28 protein-coding genes and 1 tRNA gene are annotated in these 19,104 nt (G+C 53.4%); 22 read left to right on the top strand and 7 right to left on the bottom strand.

Going from position 1 to position 19,104, the window contains the following annotated elements; translation table 11 throughout:
- Positions 1–66 precede the first annotated feature (66 nt).
- From lptF to A7Q03_RS10865, 11 genes are all read left to right on the top strand, one after another.
- Complete coding sequence (gene lptF / locus A7Q03_RS06640; RefSeq protein ID WP_067448402.1) at positions 67–1,179, top strand: LPS export ABC transporter permease LptF; 1,113 nt, start codon at positions 67–69, stop codon at positions 1,177–1,179.
- A complete protein-coding gene (lptG, locus tag A7Q03_RS06645; protein WP_067448403.1) occupies positions 1,176–2,246 on the top strand; it encodes an LPS export ABC transporter permease LptG in 1,071 nt (356 codons plus the stop codon). The genes lptF and lptG overlap by 4 nt, the downstream gene beginning before the upstream one ends.
- Positions 2,247–2,330: 84 nt before the next feature.
- Entirely contained in the window at positions 2,331–2,951 is a 621-nt protein-coding gene (locus A7Q03_RS06650) for a riboflavin synthase (RefSeq protein WP_067448404.1), read from the top strand.
- Positions 2,948–3,568 (top strand): lysophospholipid acyltransferase family protein, encoded by a 621-nt coding sequence (locus tag A7Q03_RS06655; protein WP_067448405.1) that lies wholly within the window; start codon positions 2,948–2,950, stop codon positions 3,566–3,568. Before A7Q03_RS06650 ends, A7Q03_RS06655 begins: the two co-directional genes overlap by 4 nt.
- A 6-nt stretch (positions 3,569–3,574) precedes the next feature.
- On the top strand, positions 3,575–4,057 hold the full coding sequence (gene tsaA / locus A7Q03_RS06660) for a tRNA (N6-threonylcarbamoyladenosine(37)-N6)-methyltransferase TrmO (protein WP_067448406.1): 483 nt from the start codon (positions 3,575–3,577) through the stop codon (positions 4,055–4,057).
- Positions 4,058–4,192: 135 nt separating this feature from the next.
- Positions 4,193–4,999, top strand: coding sequence for an RNA methyltransferase (locus A7Q03_RS06665; protein ID WP_067448408.1), 807 nt, complete (start codon positions 4,193–4,195; stop codon positions 4,997–4,999).
- Between the two features lie 303 nt (positions 5,000–5,302).
- Positions 5,303–5,926: a superoxide dismutase [Mn] gene (sodA, locus tag A7Q03_RS06670; RefSeq protein ID WP_067442411.1), complete on the top strand. Its 624-nt coding sequence runs from the start codon at positions 5,303–5,305 to the stop codon at positions 5,924–5,926.
- 97 nt (positions 5,927–6,023) lie between these two features.
- Complete coding sequence (gene yhbY, locus A7Q03_RS06675; protein ID WP_067448410.1) at positions 6,024–6,308, top strand: ribosome assembly RNA-binding protein YhbY; 285 nt, start codon at positions 6,024–6,026, stop codon at positions 6,306–6,308.
- Between the two features lie 135 nt (positions 6,309–6,443).
- Positions 6,444–6,528, top strand: a tRNA-Leu gene (locus A7Q03_RS06680).
- A gap of 221 nt (positions 6,529–6,749) precedes the next feature.
- The gene (locus A7Q03_RS10860) at positions 6,750–7,205 is read left to right on the top strand and encodes an Arm DNA-binding domain-containing protein (protein ID WP_067448412.1); all 456 of its coding nucleotides are present in this window, start codon (positions 6,750–6,752) and stop codon (positions 7,203–7,205) included.
- Between the two features lie 27 nt (positions 7,206–7,232).
- Positions 7,233–7,982, top strand: coding sequence for a site-specific integrase (locus A7Q03_RS10865; protein WP_197474749.1), 750 nt, complete (start codon positions 7,233–7,235; stop codon positions 7,980–7,982).
- A 746-nt stretch (positions 7,983–8,728) separates the two neighbouring features.
- On the opposite strand, the gene A7Q03_RS06695 is transcribed toward A7Q03_RS10865, so the two are convergent.
- On the bottom strand, positions 8,729–8,947 hold the full coding sequence (locus tag A7Q03_RS06695) for a hypothetical protein (RefSeq protein WP_067448416.1): 219 nt from the start codon (positions 8,945–8,947) through the stop codon (positions 8,729–8,731).
- Positions 8,948–9,300: 353 nt separating this feature from the next.
- Between A7Q03_RS06695 and A7Q03_RS06700 the strand changes: the two genes are divergently transcribed.
- The 3 genes from A7Q03_RS06700 to A7Q03_RS06710 are packed head-to-tail and all read left to right on the top strand — an operon-like array spanning position 9,301 to position 10,236.
- Positions 9,301–9,558, top strand: a complete 258-nt coding sequence (locus A7Q03_RS06700; protein ID WP_067442196.1) for a type II toxin-antitoxin system HicA family toxin — start codon at positions 9,301–9,303, stop codon at positions 9,556–9,558.
- Positions 9,548–9,898 carry a type II toxin-antitoxin system HicB family antitoxin gene (locus A7Q03_RS06705; protein ID WP_197474750.1) on the top strand — a complete coding sequence of 117 codons (351 nt, stop codon included), beginning with the start codon at positions 9,548–9,550 and terminating at the stop codon, positions 9,896–9,898. Before A7Q03_RS06700 ends, A7Q03_RS06705 begins: the two co-directional genes overlap by 11 nt.
- A gap of 47 nt (positions 9,899–9,945) precedes the next feature.
- A complete protein-coding gene (locus tag A7Q03_RS06710) occupies positions 9,946–10,236 on the top strand; it encodes an addiction module antidote protein (RefSeq protein ID WP_067448418.1) in 291 nt (96 codons plus the stop codon).
- Positions 10,237–10,312: 76 nt separating this feature from the next.
- Here the strand turns inward: A7Q03_RS06710 and A7Q03_RS06715 are convergent, their stop codons facing one another.
- Genes A7Q03_RS06715 through A7Q03_RS06725 form a run of 3 tightly spaced genes read right to left on the bottom strand, consistent with a single transcriptional unit; the run spans position 10,313 to position 12,327 of the window.
- Entirely contained in the window at positions 10,313–10,645 is a 333-nt protein-coding gene (locus A7Q03_RS06715) for an STAS-like domain-containing protein (protein WP_067448420.1), read from the bottom strand.
- 16 nt (positions 10,646–10,661) lie between these two features.
- Positions 10,662–11,597: a hypothetical protein gene (locus A7Q03_RS06720; protein ID WP_067448422.1), complete on the bottom strand. Its 936-nt coding sequence runs from the start codon at positions 11,595–11,597 to the stop codon at positions 10,662–10,664.
- Between the two features lie 16 nt (positions 11,598–11,613).
- Positions 11,614–12,327, bottom strand: a complete 714-nt coding sequence (locus A7Q03_RS06725) for a helix-turn-helix transcriptional regulator (RefSeq protein WP_067448424.1) — start codon at positions 12,325–12,327, stop codon at positions 11,614–11,616.
- A 115-nt stretch (positions 12,328–12,442) separates the two neighbouring features.
- On the opposite strand from A7Q03_RS06725, the gene A7Q03_RS06730 reads away from it, so the two are divergent.
- On the top strand, positions 12,443–12,622 hold the full coding sequence (locus A7Q03_RS06730) for a Cro/CI family transcriptional regulator (RefSeq protein ID WP_064084449.1): 180 nt from the start codon (positions 12,443–12,445) through the stop codon (positions 12,620–12,622).
- Positions 12,619–12,909 (top strand): CII family transcriptional regulator, encoded by a 291-nt coding sequence (locus tag A7Q03_RS06735; protein ID WP_067448426.1) that lies wholly within the window; start codon positions 12,619–12,621, stop codon positions 12,907–12,909. The genes A7Q03_RS06730 and A7Q03_RS06735 overlap by 4 nt, the downstream gene beginning before the upstream one ends.
- A gap of 330 nt (positions 12,910–13,239) precedes the next feature.
- Here the strand turns inward: A7Q03_RS06735 and A7Q03_RS09860 are convergent, their stop codons facing one another.
- Positions 13,240–13,413 (bottom strand): DUF1508 domain-containing protein, encoded by a 174-nt coding sequence (locus A7Q03_RS09860; RefSeq protein ID WP_082880713.1) that lies wholly within the window; start codon positions 13,411–13,413, stop codon positions 13,240–13,242.
- Positions 13,414–13,433: 20 nt separating this feature from the next.
- Between A7Q03_RS09860 and A7Q03_RS06740 the strand changes: the two genes are divergently transcribed.
- The 6 genes from A7Q03_RS06740 to A7Q03_RS06765 all read left to right on the top strand — a co-directional run bounded on the left by A7Q03_RS06740 (position 13,434) and on the right by A7Q03_RS06765 (position 17,716).
- Positions 13,434–13,634 (top strand): hypothetical protein, encoded by a 201-nt coding sequence (locus A7Q03_RS06740; RefSeq protein ID WP_067448428.1) that lies wholly within the window; start codon positions 13,434–13,436, stop codon positions 13,632–13,634.
- A gap of 69 nt (positions 13,635–13,703) precedes the next feature.
- Positions 13,704–14,150 (top strand): HNH endonuclease, encoded by a 447-nt coding sequence (locus tag A7Q03_RS06745; protein ID WP_197474751.1) that lies wholly within the window; start codon positions 13,704–13,706, stop codon positions 14,148–14,150.
- Positions 14,144–15,292 (top strand): terminase, encoded by a 1,149-nt coding sequence (locus A7Q03_RS06750; RefSeq protein ID WP_067448432.1) that lies wholly within the window; start codon positions 14,144–14,146, stop codon positions 15,290–15,292. The genes A7Q03_RS06745 and A7Q03_RS06750 overlap by 7 nt, the downstream gene beginning before the upstream one ends.
- Positions 15,285–15,737, top strand: coding sequence for a GNAT family N-acetyltransferase (locus A7Q03_RS06755; RefSeq protein ID WP_067448434.1), 453 nt, complete (start codon positions 15,285–15,287; stop codon positions 15,735–15,737). The genes A7Q03_RS06750 and A7Q03_RS06755 overlap by 8 nt, the downstream gene beginning before the upstream one ends.
- A 5-nt stretch (positions 15,738–15,742) precedes the next feature.
- Complete coding sequence (locus A7Q03_RS06760; protein WP_067448436.1) at positions 15,743–16,066, top strand: hypothetical protein; 324 nt, start codon at positions 15,743–15,745, stop codon at positions 16,064–16,066.
- Positions 16,067–16,069: 3 nt separating this feature from the next.
- The gene (locus tag A7Q03_RS06765; RefSeq protein ID WP_067448439.1) at positions 16,070–17,716 is read left to right on the top strand and encodes a portal protein; all 1,647 of its coding nucleotides are present in this window, start codon (positions 16,070–16,072) and stop codon (positions 17,714–17,716) included.
- A gap of 49 nt (positions 17,717–17,765) precedes the next feature.
- Here A7Q03_RS06765 and A7Q03_RS10205 read toward each other — a convergent pair whose 3' ends face one another.
- Together A7Q03_RS10205 and A7Q03_RS06775 are read right to left on the bottom strand one after the other, a co-directional pair.
- Complete coding sequence (locus A7Q03_RS10205; protein WP_156496192.1) at positions 17,766–18,158, bottom strand: surface-adhesin E family protein; 393 nt, start codon at positions 18,156–18,158, stop codon at positions 17,766–17,768.
- Between the two features lie 8 nt (positions 18,159–18,166).
- Positions 18,167–18,919 (bottom strand): hypothetical protein, encoded by a 753-nt coding sequence (locus tag A7Q03_RS06775; RefSeq protein ID WP_067448443.1) that lies wholly within the window; start codon positions 18,917–18,919, stop codon positions 18,167–18,169.
- Positions 18,920–19,104 lie beyond the last annotated feature (185 nt).

Genomic DNA, 19,104 nt, shown 5'->3' on the forward strand with positions numbered 1-19,104 from the left:
AGTGGTTCGCCTTGTATGAAAGAATGTGCTTCAGACCACCTGAAATCGGCACAACTACGGAACGATATGGTTTATCAAAGAAAATTTATTAAAGAAGTGTCGCAAACGGCGGTGGGCGTATTCGTACTGCTCTTGGCTACGCTGGTGGTGGTGCAGGCGGTGAAACTGTTGGGCGGCGCAGCCGGCGGCAAGGTGGCGGCGGATGCAGTGGCCACGCTGGTGGCGTTTTGGACGGTGGCGCTGATGCCCATCGTGCTCATCCTCACGGCCTACATCAGCGCGCTCACGGTATTTTCCCGCTATTGGCGCGACAGCGAAATGACAGTTTGGCTTTCTTCCGGCCTCTCCCTCTGCGGCTGGATTAAGCCGCTGATGGCTTTTGCCGTGCCTTTCGCCCTGCTCACGGCGCTGGTGTCGATGCTGGTGATGCCGTGGGCGGATGCGCGTAGCCACGAGTTTGCCGAGGTGCTAAAGCAGCGGCAGGATACTTCCATGGTGCGCCCGGGGGTGTTTCAGGAATTCGGCAGCAACACACCGCGCGTGTATTTTGTGGAAAAATTCGATGCGGGCAGTGGTGATGCAGCCAATCTGTTTATCCGCGAGCAAAACGTGCAGGGGCGCGACACGCTGATTACCGCCGAGCGCGGCCGTTTTGCCGAAGCAGGCAATAAGCGTACGCTGGAATTGTTTAACGGCCGCCGCTACAGCGGCACACCCGGTATGGCGGATTACGACGAAGTATCGTTTGAGCGGCTGCATTTGGTGGTGGGCACCGCGCCCAAGCTGGTGCAGCGCGATATTCACCGCCGCACCGTGCCCACCGCCAAACTGTGGGGCAATACCAACCCAGAGTTGCGCGGCGAATTAATGTGGCGTATCACCATGCCGGTGAGCGTGCTGATTTTGGCGCTGTTGGCGCTACCACTTTCATATATGGATAACCGCAGCGGCCGCAGCTACAGCCTCTTAATCGCCATCGGCATGTTTCTGCTCTATCAGAACGGCCTCACGCTGGTGCGCGATGGCATCAGCAGCGGCAAGATTCCGCTGTGGCCGGGTTTGATTGTGCCGCATCTCTTGATGCTGATGCTAGCCGTATTACTGCTGCGTGTACGCAGCCAGCCTTCACGGCCATTTTGGCAGGCCTTGCGCCTGGCCTTAGGAGGCAAGCCGGCATGAAACTGCTCACCCGTTATCTGATCCGCCGTTTGGGCACGGCCACGCTCTACGCGCTTATGGCCTTAGTGGCGCTGTTTTCGTTTTTTGAAGTGATTAATGCCGTGGACGACGTGGGCAACGGCAACTACACCGTGCTCACCCTGATTCTGTATGTGGGCATGCGCCTGTTCGGGTACATGTATACCCTGCTGCCGCTGGCTGTGCTCATCGGCTGCCTGGCCGCCTTGAGCCAGCTCGCCTCCGCCAGCGAATGGACGGTTATCCGCACCAGCGGCACTTCGCTCAAGCGCATCATTGCCACCGTGGCCTCGGTGGGTTTGCTGGCCGGGCTGATCGGCGTGGCGTTGGGCGAATGGGTTGCCCCCTATATGGAACAACGCGCCGAGCGGCTGCGCCTGCACGCCGTGCAGCAAACCGTAAGCCTGGGCGGCAGCGGCCTGTGGTTTCGGCAGGGCAGCGACAACATCAACGTGCGCGAAATGTTGCCCGACGGTCGCCTGCTCGGCATCCGCATCTACCGCTACAACCAACACGCCGCACTGGAATCCGCCTGGCAGGCCGCCGAAGGCCGCGTCAACAGCAACGGCACTTGGACGCTCAAACAAGTGGCGCGTACCCATATTGCCGCCGATCGCACCCAAACCGAACGGCTGGCCAGCGCCGAATGGCCAAGCGACGTGGGCGTGGAGCTGCTCGGCGTACTTTTGGTGGACACCGACCAAATGTCGGCTCGCAGCCTGAAAATGTATATCGACCACCTGCAAAGCAACGGCCAGCAAACCGCCGCCTATGCCACCGCCTGGTGGCGCAAGCTGCTCTACCCGCTGATTTGCACGGTGATGGCCTTGGTGGCACTCGCCTTCACCCCGCAAAGCTCGCGCCACGGCAACATCGGCGTGCGCCTGTTCCTCGGCATCTGCCTGGGCCTCGCCTTCCACTTCGCCGGCCTGCTCTCCGGCTATGTCGCCCAACTCTCCAGCATGCCGCCCTTCGGCGCCGCCATCCTGCCCGGCACAGTGTTTGCCCTTGCCGCTGCCTGGTTGATTAGGCGGCAGGAAGTGCGTTGAGGAAAGGCTACCTGAAAAACCGGGCTTGGCATTTTTCAGGTAGCCTTTATTCCGTTGCAAAACCAATATAATCAAGGAGAAACCATGTTTACAGGAATCGTACAAGGCTTAGGCGAAGTGCTGGCCATAGATCAGCGTGCGCCCGATTTCCGCAGCCACACCGTGCGCCTGCCCGAGGGCGCGGATGCCGATTTGCGCGTGGGCGCATCGGTGGCGCACAACGGCTGCTGCCTCACCATCACCCGCGTACACGAAAACGGCGCGGCGGATTTCGACCTGATGGGCGAAACGCTGGCCAAAACCAATCTGGGCGCATTGCAGCCGGGCGACAAGGTAAACATCGAGCGCGCCGCCCGCTTCGGCGACGAAATCGGCGGCCACAGCATGAGCGGCCACATCACAGCCACTGCCGAAATCAGCCGCATCGAAGCGAACGGGCTGAACCGCACCGTGTGGTTTAGGCTACCTGAAAACCTGAAAGGCTATGTTTTCCCTAAAGGATTCATCGGGCTGGACGGCTGCAGCCTCACCATCGGCACGGTAAGCGACAGCGAATTCAATGTACACCTAATCCCCGAAACCCTGAACCGTACGCTGTTTGGCAGCCGCCGCGCCGGCGAGCGGGTGAATGTGGAAATCGATCCGCAAACGCAGGTGATTGTGGATACCGTGGCGAGGATTTTGGCAGAAAAGGACAACGCATGATGCCGCTGCCGCCGCAAGTGCCGCGCCGGGACGGCGGAATCAGCCGCCGTGTGGCGACCGCTTTACTCCGGCTGCTGGGCTGGCGCGTCGCAGGCAGCGTGCCGGATGTAGCCAAATGCGTGGTGGTGGCCGTACCGCACACATCGAATTTCGACGGGCTGTATGTGCTGCCTGCTCTGCTGGCTTTGGATTTGAAAATGAGCATCTTCGGCAAGAAAAGCCTGTTTGCCGTGCCCGGTTTGGCGGCGTTTTTGCGCTGGGCGGGCGTGATGCCGCTGGATAGGGAACGCGCCGGCGGCGTGGTGGACGAAGCCGTGGCCGCCTTCCGCCGCAGCGAGCAGCTGTTTCTCGGCATCTCGCCGGAAGGCACGCGCCACGCCGCGCCCAAATGGAAAAGCGGTTACTGGCGGATTGCCCGCGGCGCCGGTGTGCCGGTATTGCCGGTGGCGATCGACTACGGGCGGCGCGAAGTGCGCTTCCTGCCGCTATTTACCCCCACCGCCGACATGGCCGCCGACCACGCCGCACTGGCCGCACTGTTTCGCGGCATCGAGCCGAAGCATAAACATCGTTTGTCTTTGCCGCTGCGTGAAGCCCAGATGGCCGAAACCGATTGATGACATATGGAGATTACACTTCAACCCATCGGCTACCTCGAAACGCCGTTTAACGACATCGCCGATATGCCGATACAGCCGTCTGTGCTGGCCGATACACGCGGCAAAGCCGTGCTGGATGAAAAATTTGCGCCCGGCTTAAAGGATTTAGACGGCTTCTCGCATATCATCCTGCTGTTCTTGCTGCATAAAATATCCGGCTATCAGCTGGAGGTAGTACCGTTTATGGACACGCTACCGCACGGCATTTTCGCCACCCGCTCGCCCAAACGGCCAAACCGTATCGGCATGTCGATTGTGCGCGTGGAAAGCGTGGTCGGGAATATCGTGCAGTTCAAAGGCGTAGATATGCTCAACGGCAGCCCGCTGCTCGACATCAAGCCCTACTATTCCTATTTCGACCAGCAAACCCAGGTTCGCAACGGCTGGCTGGAAGGGAAAACGCTGCGGCCGGAAAATTTGCGTTCCGACAAACGCTTTGAATCATGAGCCTACCCACTCAGCACAAAATGCCTTGAATGCCCAAAATAACGCTTAATCATTGCCCGTACAACTCTTCCAACCAAGCCAGCCAATGCCGCTAGCAAGGAAGCCGTGCTTTGATCGCCGCTGAAACCGATTGATATGACAGACACCCCCACCGTTCCCGACTATCTGCGCCACATCCACGTGGTGCTCACCCGCACCAGCCATCCCGGCAACATCGGCGCCGCCGCCCGCGCCATGAAAACCATGGGCTTGAGCCGCCTCACCCTGGTCGCACCCAACCTGATGGCCACGCCGATGACCCCCGAGCCGCCTACTTTCGATGCTGCCCAGGCTGCCGCGTTCCGACTGCCGGAAGAAAGCTTCATCCTCGCTTCCGGCGCGCGCGACGTGCTGGAGCAGGCGCGAATTGTGGCCACCTTGGATGAAGCGCTGGCCGACACCGTATTGAGCTGCGCCCTCACCAGCCGCCGCCGCGAACTCTCCGCCCCACTACACACCCCGCGCGAACTCGTGCCCGAGCTATTACAGGCCGCGCAGCAAGGTTTTCAGGTAGCCCTCGTATTCGGCAACGAAACCTTCGGCCTGAACATCGACGAAGTGCAGCACTGCAACCGTCTGCTCACCATCAGCGGCAATCCCGCCTATTTCTCGCTCAACCTCGCCCAGGCCGTGCAAGTGGTGTGCTACGAAATTTTCAGCCAAACCGGCATCGGCATGAGCCAGCTGCAACAGGCACATACGCCCGCTACACAAAGCCAAACACGCGGCATGGTGGACCACTTGGAGCAAATCATTGAGCAAACCGGCTTTGCCAACCGCCACAACCAAGAACGCATGATGCGCCGCCTGCACAGCCTCTTCGATCGCGCCTCTCCCAGCCGCGAAGACATCGACCTGCTGCGCGGCCTGTGGAACAGGATTTTGCAGCGGCTAAGGGATTAAGGGCAGGGAAGGGGAAGGCTACCTGAAAGTTTCAGGTAAACTTCCATCTTGTGTAGTCGTTCCCAATAGGGATGAGACAAGGTGGCGAGCTGTAGATGGTATAAATAGTACGGCAAGGCGAGTCAAAGCCGTATCACCCCTATTATGGAAGGCTGTAAAAAACCTTGAATTGCCAGGGGATAACACTTATCATTGCCACCCTTGTAGCTGAAGCAATTATTTCTTCCTAACAAGGCGAGTCAACGTAGCAGGAAGAAATAATTGCTTCAGCTATGCAAAACACATCTGAAAAAGGAAACAAATATGGCATACCAACTGCCCGAACTACCCTATGCTTATGACGCGCTGGAGCCACATTTCGATACGCAAACCATGGAAATCCACCACAGCAAGCACCATCAGGCCTATGTAAATAATGCCAATGCCGTGTTGGCCAAACTGCCCGAGTGGGAAAAACTGTCCGCCGAAGAGCTGATTGCCCGCCTTGCCGAGTTGCCCGAAAACGTGCGTACTCCTCTGCGTAACAATGCCGGTGGCCACGCCAACCACAGCCTGTTTTGGCAAATCCTGAAAACCGGTACCACTCTGCAAGGCAAGCTCAAAGCCGCCATCGAGCGTGATTTCGGCAGCGTGGAAGCTTTCCAGGCCGAGTTTGAAAAAGCTGCTGCTACCCGTTTTGGCTCTGGTTGGGCCTGGCTGGTATATGAAAACGGCAAGCTCAAAGCCGTTTCCACTGCCAACCAAGACTCCCCGCTGATGGGACAGGCCGTATCCGGTGTGTCCGGCTACCCGATTATTGGCTTGGATGTGTGGGAACACGCCTACTACCTGAAATTCCAAAACCGTCGCCCCGACTACATCAAAGCCTTCTGGCAAGTAGTAAACTGGGACGAAGCCGCCCGCCGTTTTGAAAGCGTGGCTGCTTAAGTGTCTATCTTTCTGAAACAGGCTACCTGAAAGCCCGTTCGGCATTTTCAGGTAGCCTTTTCCAATTCCAATCACTTAGCAAATACCAATCAATAAAATGGCAACACTCAGCAACGAAGACATCCACTGCTTCAAACAACAAGCCCACCAACTGCGCCCCACCGTGCTCATCGGCAAACAAGGGCTCACTGAGGCTGTTATCAAAGAAACCGACACCCGCCTCACCGCTCGCGAGCTGATTAAAGTGCAAGTGGCCGGCGACGACAGGCAGGAGCGCATCGCCATTGCCGAAGCCCTCTGTGCCGCCACCGGCGCCGAACTGGTGCAGCACATCGGCAAACAGCTGGTGTTGTGGCGGCCGAAGCCCGAAGAAAAAGAGTAGGGCGGCTGCACATTTTTTCATGCAGGGCAGGCCAAAGCTGTATCGGTGTCGGTTGATTCGTTATTCCACAATATAATCCGATTTCAAACAGCATCTTGCCAAACCGGCATATTGCAGTATAATGCCGCCTTTCCCGCGGACGTGGCGAAATTGGTAGACGCACCAGATTTAGGTTCTGGCGCCGAGAGGTGTGAGAGTTCGAGTCTCTCCGTCCGCACCATCTTCACAAAACAGCCCAAATTTTCGGGCTGTTTTTACGTCTAATACCATCCAATGCAATCAGTCAAATTCAAGACAGGCAAGGATTTCAGGCTGATTCAATCTATCCTTTCCCCTTCCCTATTCAGCTAATCCCGTCTAATGCCGTCTAATTGAATTGCCCCTTTTGTGGGGGTATGATTGGGGGCGTCCAGAAAATACCCTCAAAAATATACCCCCAGAATGCCCCTAAACGACCGCCAAATCAAGAACGCAAAACCTACCGGCACAGGAAAGAAATCCAAACTGTTTGACGGCAGCGGCCTGTATCTGGAAATTACCCCGGCAGGCGGCAAAATCTTCCGCCTGAAATACCGTATCGACGGCAAGGAAAAAACGCTGACTATCGGCAAGTATCCTGCCGTTTCCCTATCCGAAGCCCGGCAAGCTGCCGAAAACGCCCGCCACCTGCTTTCAGGCGGGCAAGACCCCGCTGCCGCCAAGCAACAGGCCAAGCAGGAAAGGCAGGCTGCTTTACTGAATACTTTTGCCGCCACTACCCGCCGCTGGCACACCGACAATCTACACCGCTGGAAGCCAAACCATGCAGAGCGCATCATGCGCTATTTTGAAACCGATGTTTTTCCGCTGATTGGAGAAATACCGATAGATAGCATCACGGTAGGGCAAATCAAATAAGTTTTAGACCGTATCACAGCGCGGGGCGTGAGCAACACAGCCGAAAAAGTAAGGGAATGGATAGGCGCAGTTTTCGATTATGCGGCCATGCTGGAAGTAACCGACCGCAACCCCGCCCGTGCATTGCGCAAATACATTGCCAAGCAACCGCCCAAAAACCGTGCAGCCCTACCGCGTGAAGAACTGACAGAGTTTTATCGCCGCCTGATACTGGCCGAGATTGAACCGGCAAATAAAATCGCCCTATTACTGCTGATGCTGGTGTTTGTACGTAATACCGAACTACGCGGCGGACAATGGGCAGAAGTAAATTTTGCAGCGGCGCAATGGGTAATTCCCGCCGAACGAATGAAGCACGAGAAGACCGCCCCCAAACCGCCGCACACCGTGCCGCTTTCCGATTGGGTGCTGGAGCTACTGCGGGAACTGCACGGCCTAACCGGCAATACTCCCTATCTATTTCCCAGCCGCACCAAAACCACCGGCTTTATCAGCGATGCCACCCTAACCTGCATCATTGAGCGCCTAGGCTACAAAGGCATAGCCACCCCGCACGGCTTCCGCAGTTTGGCAAGCAGCATCCTGAACGAACAGGGCTACAACCCAGATGCCATAGAACGCCAGTTAGCGCATGAAGAAAGCAACCGGATTAGAGCCGCCCACAACCGGGCGGAGTATCTGGCCGAGCGGCGGGAGATGATGCAATGGTATTCAGACTATCTGCGGGAGCGATACCGCCAAGCCAAAGCCTTGATTGCAACAGATGGGGCTACCTGAAAAACAAAACACCAGCAGGCGGGCTGGTGTTTTATTTCGCTTCGCATTATCCTTAATCCAGCCTAATGCCGTATAACGCTGTATTGTGCAGATAGCGATAAGGTATAGCGCATTTAGTAAAACTTAGTATTTTGAGCTTCAACATTTTTCAACAGGAGGCATGGGTAATTTATGCCAAATACTGATTATAGTTATTTAAAAAATTTAGATAAACATCATAAAGTAGCGTATCTAAACTTAGATACTGTCTACACTGTACTGTCAGAATACTTTGATAAATTAACAAACTTAGAAATTTCAAAAATACATAATGATTACATATTGTTATGCAAAAACTTTAAAGAGCGAGCAGGGTTCCCTCTTGAAAAATCATTGATAATGAGTGATTTACTATTTTTTTGGGAGATAATATAAAAACAACAGAAAAAGACATGTCGGCTTTTCTTGCAGTTAATGAAATTTATACTCTAATTAATGATTATGATGGATTGGAGCATTACGAGTTAATAGATAGGATGGGATAACCCTGCTGACACGTCTAGAAGTCTGCAACGCTGTCCTAATTGGCAGCGGTATGAGCTATCCGGAGCGCAAGGCCTCTCTGTTTGATATGGCCGCATCCTACCGCCACGGCAGCCACATCTGCTGCATTGAGAAAACTGCTGTTCTGACAGCCTAGACAGCATCCCGAAAAGGAGCAGAGAAATGGGCAATCGAAAGAAAAAGGCAGAGAGATGGCAGCACAATTACGCTGCCATTTCCCATGTGGCTTGGTCGTTGAGGTCGTAGTTCTCCTCGCCATCTCTGATGGATACTTCCGCCCATTCACGGATGATGGCGCTGCGGTATTCTTTCTCCAGCCGCAGGGCTTCGGCTTCTTGCCTGCTCTCTTCGTCCTGTGCCGCGCTGATTTCGTCCAAGTAGGCGGCTAACATGCCATCGTAGTTTGGCTGGATGGTGTACATGATTGCTCTCTCCTTCAATCACAGTGAATGTTTAATAAAACCATCTCTTAGAAATGGTTACGTTAAACATTCACTTACCGTTGATAGGGGCGGCGGCATCCCGGCCTGTCTGTTGCCCCAGTTCCCCTCCGGCCTGACTGCTGCTTGAGGGTGGCGGTGAAGCGGTGTTGTGCTTCGTTGGGGTGTAGTATAGGAAACTATACTTTCCTTTGATTTGAAACAGAATTTATTTTTTCGCGGGCAACAAAAAAGCCGCACTTGGCGGCAACAGTCGGCTACGGGTTTACGGTTGGGATTGCTTAAATCTTATTGCAACTGTAAAATAGTTGCATATAGCAAACAAAGGCAAAATAATGGGCAAGGCGGAAAAACTGCTGGCACGGCTGTTGAGCCTGCCGCGTGATTTCACTTGGGGCGAGCTGACTGCCGTGATGAACAAACACGGGTTTGTGCTGCACAAGGGCAGCGGCTCGGGTAGGAAGTTTCTGCATCGGGAAACGGGGATTGCGGTTACGCTGCACGAACCGCACCCGGGCAAGATTTTGAAGCGTTACCAACTGCAAGACGTGATTGAGGGCTTGCGTAAAATTGGAGTGATGGATGATGAATGATTTATTGAGCTATAAAGGCTACGAAGGCACGGTGCAATACAGCAAAGAAGACGACTGCCTGCACGGGCGGGTGCTGCATATCCGCAGCGTGCTGGGCTATGGCGGGGAGACCTTGGCCGAAGTGAAGGCGATGTTCGAGCAGGCGGTGGACGAATACTTGGAGATGTGTGCCGAAGAAGGGATCCCGCCGGAGAAGCCTTATAAGGGCAGCCTGAACGTGCGGCTGGGGGCGGAACTGCACCGGCAGGCAGCCGCGATGGCGGCACGACAACATACCTCGCTGAATGATTTGATTGTGCAGGCGGTGGAAAGGCAGGTGCGGGAAGCACTGCCTGCCTGACTTTTAATTACGGCGAATTCGCCATATTTGAATTGAAGGAGCGGTAAATGAAAATGCAAAAATTTGATATAGCCGAATACTTGGACAGCGAGGAAATGATTGCGGCCTATCTTTCTTCTGTGCTGGAAGACGGGGATGCGGACGAATTTATCGCCGCGCTGGGAGACGTGGCGCGAGCCAAGGGGATTAGCGAGCTGGCCGCGCAAACCGGGCTGGGCCGGGAAAGCCTGTATAAAACCCTGTCCGGCAACAGCAAGCCGCGTTTTGATACGGTATTGAAGATTACCCGGGCGCTAGGGGTGGAGATGCCCTTGGCTCCGGCTGCCTTGATCGGATAATAGACACAACCGCCTGCGGGCGGTTTTTTGGCGGGCAAAAGAAAAGCCCGCGCTGGGCGGGCTGTGGTTGAATTAATTAAGCGAAAGCGTGCTGCATCATTTCTTGATGCTGTTCAGCGTCCTCCGCTTGCCTACGAATTAGGATAGCTTCGGCAATGTTCCTTTCTGTAATGCCGTTTCCGTTTCGCAAGCGGAGTTTATTTTTAACCTTGTCCCATCCGTAGATTTTTACCAAGATGGCAATGCTTTCATCAGCAAAAGAGCCAGAGATAACATCAACACCTTGCAGGTCAATTATAATTCTGCTAACGGCTGGGTTCTCAAAAGCTTTAATAATTTGGTCTCGGATTGGGATGGCAGCTCGGCGGGAAGCAAGACTGCCACTTGGCAAGTGGATAATTCTTTCCATGTCAGCCTCCTTTAATTTAACCTATTAATGTATCTAATATATCTGCAATTTCTGCATTAGCAGACGGTGTTGTGATTTGGTTTAGATTACTAGTCTGCAATCTGCATTGGATAATTACCCCATCCCAAAATAGGTCTTGGGGACAGGGTCTGATGCGTTTTATTCTATTCTGAAAATTTGATATTGACAACTCGGCATTACCTGTGATTATGGTTAACTCTCCACCAAAACTTTCCACCACATCAATAAATCGAGGTAGACCTAAGCCTGCATGATTGTTCCCACTGCTATACTTGGCAAGGCTTCCCATAGGATTGCCTATTACGTCTGGCGGCAATTGTTGCGCCCAGTCGTCTTTTGGTTTGATAGTCTTGGATGAGTTCCCTTTTTTGATGCACCACTCAATAGCATCTTCGTGATTATCTATTTGAATACCAACACGGTTTAACTCCTTCAGAAACCCACTCCCACAATCTGCCAGAGCGAACTCAATCCATTTGTTGTATTTTTGCGCCATCGAGAAGCCGGTGGATTTTCCATGTGACCACACGTTATCGTGTACTTCACCAATAGCATCAATCAAAGGGGAGATGGCTGCCCTGTTCTCTCCATCCCCCATCACATTGATGCAACTGCCTATCTGTGTAGTGGCACTATCAACAGATTCTTCACAGTCAAGCATAGTCAATAAAGAGTAGCTTTTCCCTAGATTCGGCCTGTCCCAAGTATCATTAATCCCCCATACCTTGTTGAAAAATCCAATTGTTATTAGATAGTTCATTCGAGAGTCGTCCACATTAAAAAAGTGTGTGGGCGTCTTATGTTTGTACAGATAAGCTGCCATACACACTAAATAGGCAGGTTTGATAAAGTCTTCGTTATAAATACTGACAGGGTTATTTTTAATGATGGTTTGACAATCTTGTAGAGCTGAAATTAAGTCTTTAGCCATAAGTTAAATATCCATTTCAATCCAACACGCTCCACCAGAACACGCGGCCTATTATTTGAATATCGGATGCATCGACTTCTTCGTTCGGGTGCTCATCTTCATTGTAGCTATGGATACGGATTCTATTGCCTGGCAGGCGGTAAAGGATTTTGGTGCGTAGCCAGCCGTCATGATTGATGGCGTAAATCTTGCCGTCCTTAATGTGCTTTTGGCTGGTGTCTACGCCTAACGTAGCGCCATCAGGGAATACCGGCTCCATGCTGTTGCCATCGGCAGATACACATACTACGTCTTTAGGGTTGATGCCTTTGCGGTGCAGGGTGGATTTGTGAAAGCGCAGCTTATAGCCGTTGAAGTCGGACGCTTCAAATGCACCGGAGCCGGCAGATAAGCGCACTTCTTTCAGGAATGGCACTTCACACTCTGCATTATTGAGCGGTGTGCCGTCCTGCCATGTTTCTACCATGGCGAAAGCGGTCGCGTTTGATTCTATCGGTTTGCCGGTAGAGTCTGGCTGATATTTTTCGCCCGTGCCATCTGCCAGCCATTGGGTAGAGAAGCGGGTTTTCTTTCCGAAGGCCAATAACGGCTTCGCGCCTAGCCCCGTACTTCCGTTAAACCATTGTCCAACCAGTCCTTTTGATACTCCGGCGAAGTCTGCGAGTTGCTGCTGCGTGGTTAAACCATGCTCGGCCATCAACTCTTCCAATCTATCTTTAAGCGTGTTCATATCAATATCCTATCTGATTGTTTAGCAGTCTAAACTAAATATTGTTTAGGGTACTTGACTTTTATATGTTTAGTATCCTATACTTTAGGTAAGTTTTCTAAGATGAAAGAAGAAAATGAAACATATCGAGTTTATTGAACTACTAGGCGGCACATCCAAAGTTGCCGGCTTGTGTGGCATTTCCAAAGGGGCGGTATCCCAATGGAAAAAGAACGGTATCCCGTTGGCACAAAACAATTATCTGAAAACCAAATTCCCTAAAGAGTACAAGAAAATCTTTGGGGCTAGGCCATGACTGAATTATCAGTAGAAGTGATAACAAAATCCCACAAGGTGCAAGCTACTGTTTTGAGGATGCTTGCGGACAAATCACAGCACGAAATAGCGCTGATGCTTGGTGTGGATGATGCCACCGTGAGCCGGTGGAAGTCTGATGAACGCGGGCTATTGAAGGCCGCGCGAATGATTGCTGCCTGTGGCGGCAAGGTAGTGGATGAAGATGCCGTGGTGGTGAATGCCGAAGAGTACCGGCTGATGTGCCGTATCTCGGCTGAATATTTTGGCTGCCAGGCGGATAGATGACGGTCGCAAATATTTTTGAGGAAAGGAAAGAAGATGAAGGAAAGACAAGAGATTGAGCAAGTACTGTCTTTGGAAGAAACCAACCAAGCGGATTCCAGTAAATGAGTGGTGCTAATTCCCCCAATGACTTTAATGACGTTGGTTAGTCCGGAGTAGTCTCTCCCTGGTTTCTTCAGATCGTAGCTGATTAGTAGGTAGCGGGCCATGATTTTACCTTTCGTGGTGGGTGGTTGTGAGAGGCAGCCATTCTGCCACGGCGGGCAAAGCGGAAAGACGCTTGGCAGCCCGGACAGATGGGCAAAAGAAAGCCCGCTAAGGCGGGCTGGAAAATCACACTTCTTTAACCTGGGTGTTAGCAGTAGTGGATTTAACTAAGTCTATCGAATGGGAACAACTTTGTTTGGATGCGTAGCCTTCGGAGCTGACGGCAATGATTTCATGATTACCGGCTTTTAACCGCCAGCGCCATTCATTACGGGCATCTCTATATATTTCAAAATACATATAAGGAACTCCTATGGATTATGCGAAAAAACGAATACACGTTCTCCTACCGTTTCAAAGGCAGGACGTGGTCATTGAGCATTTGGGCGGACAGCCCGGAGGAAGCTAGGGAGAAACTGGGGGCTGCGGCCAATGCGCGTTATGACGGGCAAATCATGCAACGGATTTATGTGCCGGTCAAGGCTGCTTGGTTTCGGCAGTTTCGGGAATGGTGGGAGTGAAAAAAAGCCCGCCGGAGCGTGGCGGGCAAAAGTCGTATGAAGAAATTCCCTTTTCAAGGAGACTTGATTATGACAAATAAAGCCATGCAAAGCAAGCGCAAATCGATAACAAAAAAACTTAGGTTTGAAGTTTTAAAGCGAGATTCCTTTACTTGTCAGTATTGTGGCAAAGCTGCACCTGATGTGGTGTTGGAAATAGACTATATTAATCCGGTCAGCAATGGTGGCGATAACGACATCATGAATCTGATTACTTTGTGCCGGGACTGCAATCAGGGTAAGAAGCATCGGACGCTGGACGATCACTCTGTGATTCAAAAGCAGAAAGCCATGCTGGATGAGCTGAACCAGCGGCGTGAGCAGTTGGAAATGCTGATGAAATGGCGCGAGGAACTGCAAGAGATTGATGACCAATGCATTGATGCTGTCGCGGCAAGAATCAATGAATTTATTTCTCCAGCTACGGTTAATGACCAGGGCAAAAGAAGTATCAGGGGCGGCCGCACGATTTGCTGATATTCGACGAGGCGGCGAATTTCTTGGAAATTCAGGTGCGGGCCTTGCTGGGCTGGCTGCGTTCGACCGACCCGAATCAGAAATGCCAGGCGCTCTTGACCTTTAATCCGCCGACCACGGTGGAGGGGCGTTGGATCGTGGATTTCTTTGCGCCGTGGCTGGATAAGAAGTTTCCTAATCCGGCGGTGGGTGGGGAAATCCGCTATGCGGCCAGTGTGGATGGGAAGGATGTGTGGGTGGATGACGGTCGGGAATTTGTGTTGGCTGGCGGGGTGCCGGTGTATGAGTTCGAGCGCGGGGCTTTCAAACCGGAAGAGGTGGTGAAGCCTTTGGCCCGCACGTTTATCCCCAGCCGGGTAACGGATAACCCGTATCTGATGGGCACGGGCTATGTGAATACGCTGCAATCGCTGCCCGAGCCGCTGCGCTCGCAGATGCTGAACGGGGATTTCAGCGCGGGGATTGAGGACGATCCGTGGCAGGTTGTCCCGACGGCATGGGCGGAGGCGGCGATGGCGCGCTGGAAGCCTTTGGACAAGCTGCCGGAGATGGACAGCCTGGGGGTGGATGTGGCGCGCGGCGGTAAGGATGAGACGGTATTGGCGCGGCGGCATGGGATGTGGTTTGACCGGCCGCTGGTGTATCCGGGCAGCCGAACGCCGGACGGGCCGGCTACGGCGGGCTTGGTGATGGCGGCTTTGCGCAACCGTGCGCCGATCCATATTGATGTGATCGGGGTGGGCAGCGCGCCGTTTGATTTTCTGACCGAGGCACGGCAGCAGGTGATCGGGGTGAATGTGGCGGAGAAATCGACCGCGCGGGATAAGTCGGGGCGCTTGGGCTTCCGCAATCTGCGCTCGCAGCTGTGGTGGCGGATGCGCGAGGCGCTCGACCTGGCCAACAATACGGGCATTGCCCTGCCGCCGGATTCGCGCCTGCTGGCGGATTTGTGCGCGCCGACCTGGAAGCTGTCCGGCGCGGAAATCTATGTGGCGAGCCGTGAGGAGATTGTGGCGAAAATCGGCCGCTCGCCGGACTATGCGAGCGCCTACTGCCTGGCGCTGTTGGATACGCCGAAAATCGACAGCTTGCGCGCGGCAGGCGGTAATAGAAAAGTGATGGAGTACAACCCTTATGCTTGATGTGCGGACAGATGACGGCTTGCGCCATATGGATTGGATTGAACGGCATCTGGCCGAGGCGCACCGCTCGGAAACGGAGGCGGCATGGGCCGGGCAGGTGAGCTTGAACCGTGAGCTGTATCAGGCGGTGGCGGCAGCGGGGAATCTGTTGTTTGCCGGGGCGTTTGCTGACGGTGAGCTGGTGGGCTACTGCTCGGCGTTCCTGTTGCGCCATCTGCATTATGACTGCCTGATGTGCCAGCATGACGCGTTGTTTTTACTGCCGGCATATCGGGCGGGGACGGCAGGCTTGCGCCTGGTGCGGACGATTGAGCAGGAGGCGGCGCGGCGTGGCGCGGCTTATGTGGCCTGGCATGCCAAGCCGGGCAGCAGTTTTGAAGGCATACTTGCGCGGCGTTGCCGCCGTGAGGATGTGGTTTATTTACGGCAACTGACGAAAGGATAGAGACGATGCCAGCAGCACCAGTGATCGCCGCCGTAGCAGCGGCAGTGGGAACCAGTTATTCGATTTACTCCGGCGAGCGTGCGGCCAAGAAACAAAGCCAAGCGCAAGCACAGGCGGAAAAGCAGGCGAAGGAGCAGGCTTTGCAGGCGGAGCGCGATTTCAATAAGGCCAACAGCAAGAAGGCCAACACGGCAGGCTTGCTGCAGGCGGCGCAACAGGACGGGGGCGGGGTGGGCAGCACCATGCTGACCGGCTCGGAAGGGGTTGGAAACGACAAGCTGAAACTGGGCAGGCAGGGCCTGTTGGGCAAAACCTCTCTCTTGGGGTAAGACATGGACACGACTTTACGCAAACGCATCCTGAAGCGGCATGCCGACCTGAAGAAGGAGCGTGCCTCTTGGGATGATCATTGGCGCGATATTTCCCGCCATCTGCTGCCGCGTTCGGGGCGTTTTTTGGCAGATGAACGCAATCGCGGCGATAAGCGCTTCAATGAGATTTACGACAGCACCGGCACGCAGGCGCTGCGCATCTTGGCGGCGGGGATGATGAGCGGCATGACTTCGCCGGCACGGCCTTGGTTTAAGCTGGCGATTGAGGATGGCGGCTTGATGCAGCACCAGCCGGTGAAGTTGTGGCTCGACCAGACGACTAAGCTGATGCACACCGTCTTCCAGCGCTCAAATACTTACCGTGCCCTGCATGCGATGTATGAGGAGCTGGGGGCGTTCGGCACGGCGGCCAGCATCATCCTGCCGGACTTCGATGATGTGCTGCACCACTACCCGCTGACGGTGGGGGAATATGCGGTGGCGACCAACTGGAAAGGCGAGGTGGATACGCTGTATCGTGAGTTCCAGAAGACGGTGGCGGAGACGGTGCGCGAATTCGGCTACGACAATTGCAGCCCTGCCCTGCGCCGCTGCTATGACAATGGGCGGTATGATGACTGGGTAAACATCATCCATGCCGTCGAGCCGCGCTTGGAGCGGGATGCTTCGCGCCGTGATGCGCTGAATATGCCGTGGCGTTCGGTGTATTTGGAAAAAGGGGCGGGGGAAAACGAGGTGCTGCGCGAGGGCGGTTTTAGGCGTTTCCCGGCACTCTGCCCGCGCTGGACGGTATCGGGCGGGGATATTTACGGCCACAGCCCGGGCATGGAGGCATTGGGCGATATTAAGCAGCTGCAGCACGAGCAGCTGCGCAAGGCGCAGGGTATCGACTACAAGACCAACCCGCCGCTGCAAGTGCCGACCAGCCTGAAATATCGGGATGTGGACAGACTGCCCGGCGGGATTATGTACACCGATTCCGCCGGCTCGCAGGCAGGCATCCGCCCGCTGTATGAAGTGCAGCTGGATTTAAACCACCTGTTGCAGGATATTCAGGACGTGCGCGGGCGCATCCGCAGCACCTTTTATGCGGATTTGTTCCTGATGTTGAGCAATCAGCAGAATCCGAACATGACGGCCACGGAGGTGGCGGAACGGCATGAGGAAAAACTGCTGATGCTGGGGCCGGTATTGGAGCGTTTGCAGAACGAGTTACTCGATCCGCTGATTGAAACCACCTTCGACTTTATGCAGGAAGCGCAGATGCTGCCGCCGCCGGAAGAACTGGCGGACGTGGATATCGATATCCAGCTGGTATCGATGCTGGCGCAGGCGCAGCAGGCGGTGGCTACCAACAGCATCGACCGCTTCATTTCGACCGTGGGCGGGGTGGCGCAGTTCAAGCCGGAGGTGTTGGACAAGATCGATGCCGACCGCTTGACGGATGTGTACGCTTCGGCCTTGGGCGTGGATCAATCCATCATGCTGCCGGATGAGCAGGTGCAGGCGGTGCGCGAGCAGCGGGCGCAACAGCAACAGCAGGCGCAGCAGCTGGAGATGGCCGGCCAGGCGGCGGATGCGGTGCAGAAGGTGAGCCGGGCTGCCGGCAATACGGATGTGACGGAGGCGTTCAGCGGCTATGCTTAGGCAAGGCGGGAATAAAGGGCGGCGCAGGCTACCTTTTTTGTTGGGATAGTTAGCGATAACGGCGGCAAATATACTCCAACATTCTTTCTGCTTCAGAATCTGGAATTACATCATGAAAAATAGCTGTATTGCCTTGATTACGCAAAACTCTTTCCCCTTGTTCTTCATCATAGAAAGCAAAAAAAGTTGTAGCAAATTGGCGCTGCCTGCATTTGATACGCATATGTATTTTTGCATAACTGCCGCCTGTATTTTCATTGGGATTGTAATTACTATTATTGCCTACAAGGATTGACCAGACCCCATTTCTACTTGCCGTTCTAGTGTCAATATATGTTGTTGTTCCTTTGTCATCAGTATAGATTGGCTTCCATCTATTAGTTTGTGCCTGAGCAAAAGCAGCCATTCCAATCAGTAGCACTATAAATATATACTTTTTCATGATACCCTCTATTTAATTTGTCCAAAGTTATTGATAAATGTAGAAATATCATCTTTGTTGTTCAATAGATACTGCTTCCCTTTATCTAAAATTGAGATGCTGATAGATAGTGAATCTTGACCTTTGATGATACCTCGGTTTTTAAGCGTAGTAATGTGGCTGCTCGGAATAACGGCAAAGGATGTTTTAGTGAGTTCGCGCAAGGCGAATACATAATAGGTATTGCCGCTGTGGTTGGTTTCAAAAGATTTTTGGTTGATACTGAAACCAAAACTGCCATTGGCACGCGGCTGAGATGTTTTCACTTGGATATGGTAATAAACGTTTTCTTTTGATGCGACAATATCAATCCCTTTATCCACTACCATTAACGATGCATTAAAGCCCCAGAATAATAGCTCGCTCATCACCGCTAGCTCGCCAGCTTTGCCTAAAAAGGCAGAATCCACAGGCGGAGCAATGTTTTGTTCTGTAGGGTTGGCTACTCTCAGTTTCTTCAGACGGTACACGCCACGCTTGTAGGAAACAACCTTCCCTTTCGCATCTTTTTTACTGGCAACCTTAGTAAAAACGGCGTCTTTCTTTTTCACATGGGCAGCAAGCGCTGATGATAGTTTGTTGCTGAATGTGTCAGCATCCATTCCCATATTGTGATTTATCCTGACAGCTTCAATAGCAATATCAGATACATGGCCTTGTTTCCCTGGCATGTCAGCTAGGATTTTATATGCGGCTTGCAAGATTTGGCTGAGATTTTCCATAAGTAGTCCTTGATAATATTGACTTCCATCTGCCCAACAATTATGATGATCTCACTACTAAATCACAAGCGGATATCTGCCCCGTCAGTGCACATTTTTTGTGCCTATCGGTTTCGTTGCTCTCTCCTTGCATGAGATTAGCGGCACAAAACGCCAAGTTTCTCTGGCGGGTCTATACGCAGAAA

This window comes from Eikenella sp. NML99-0057 (genome assembly GCF_001648535.1).
GTDB lineage: Bacteria > Pseudomonadota > Gammaproteobacteria > Burkholderiales > Neisseriaceae > Eikenella > Eikenella exigua.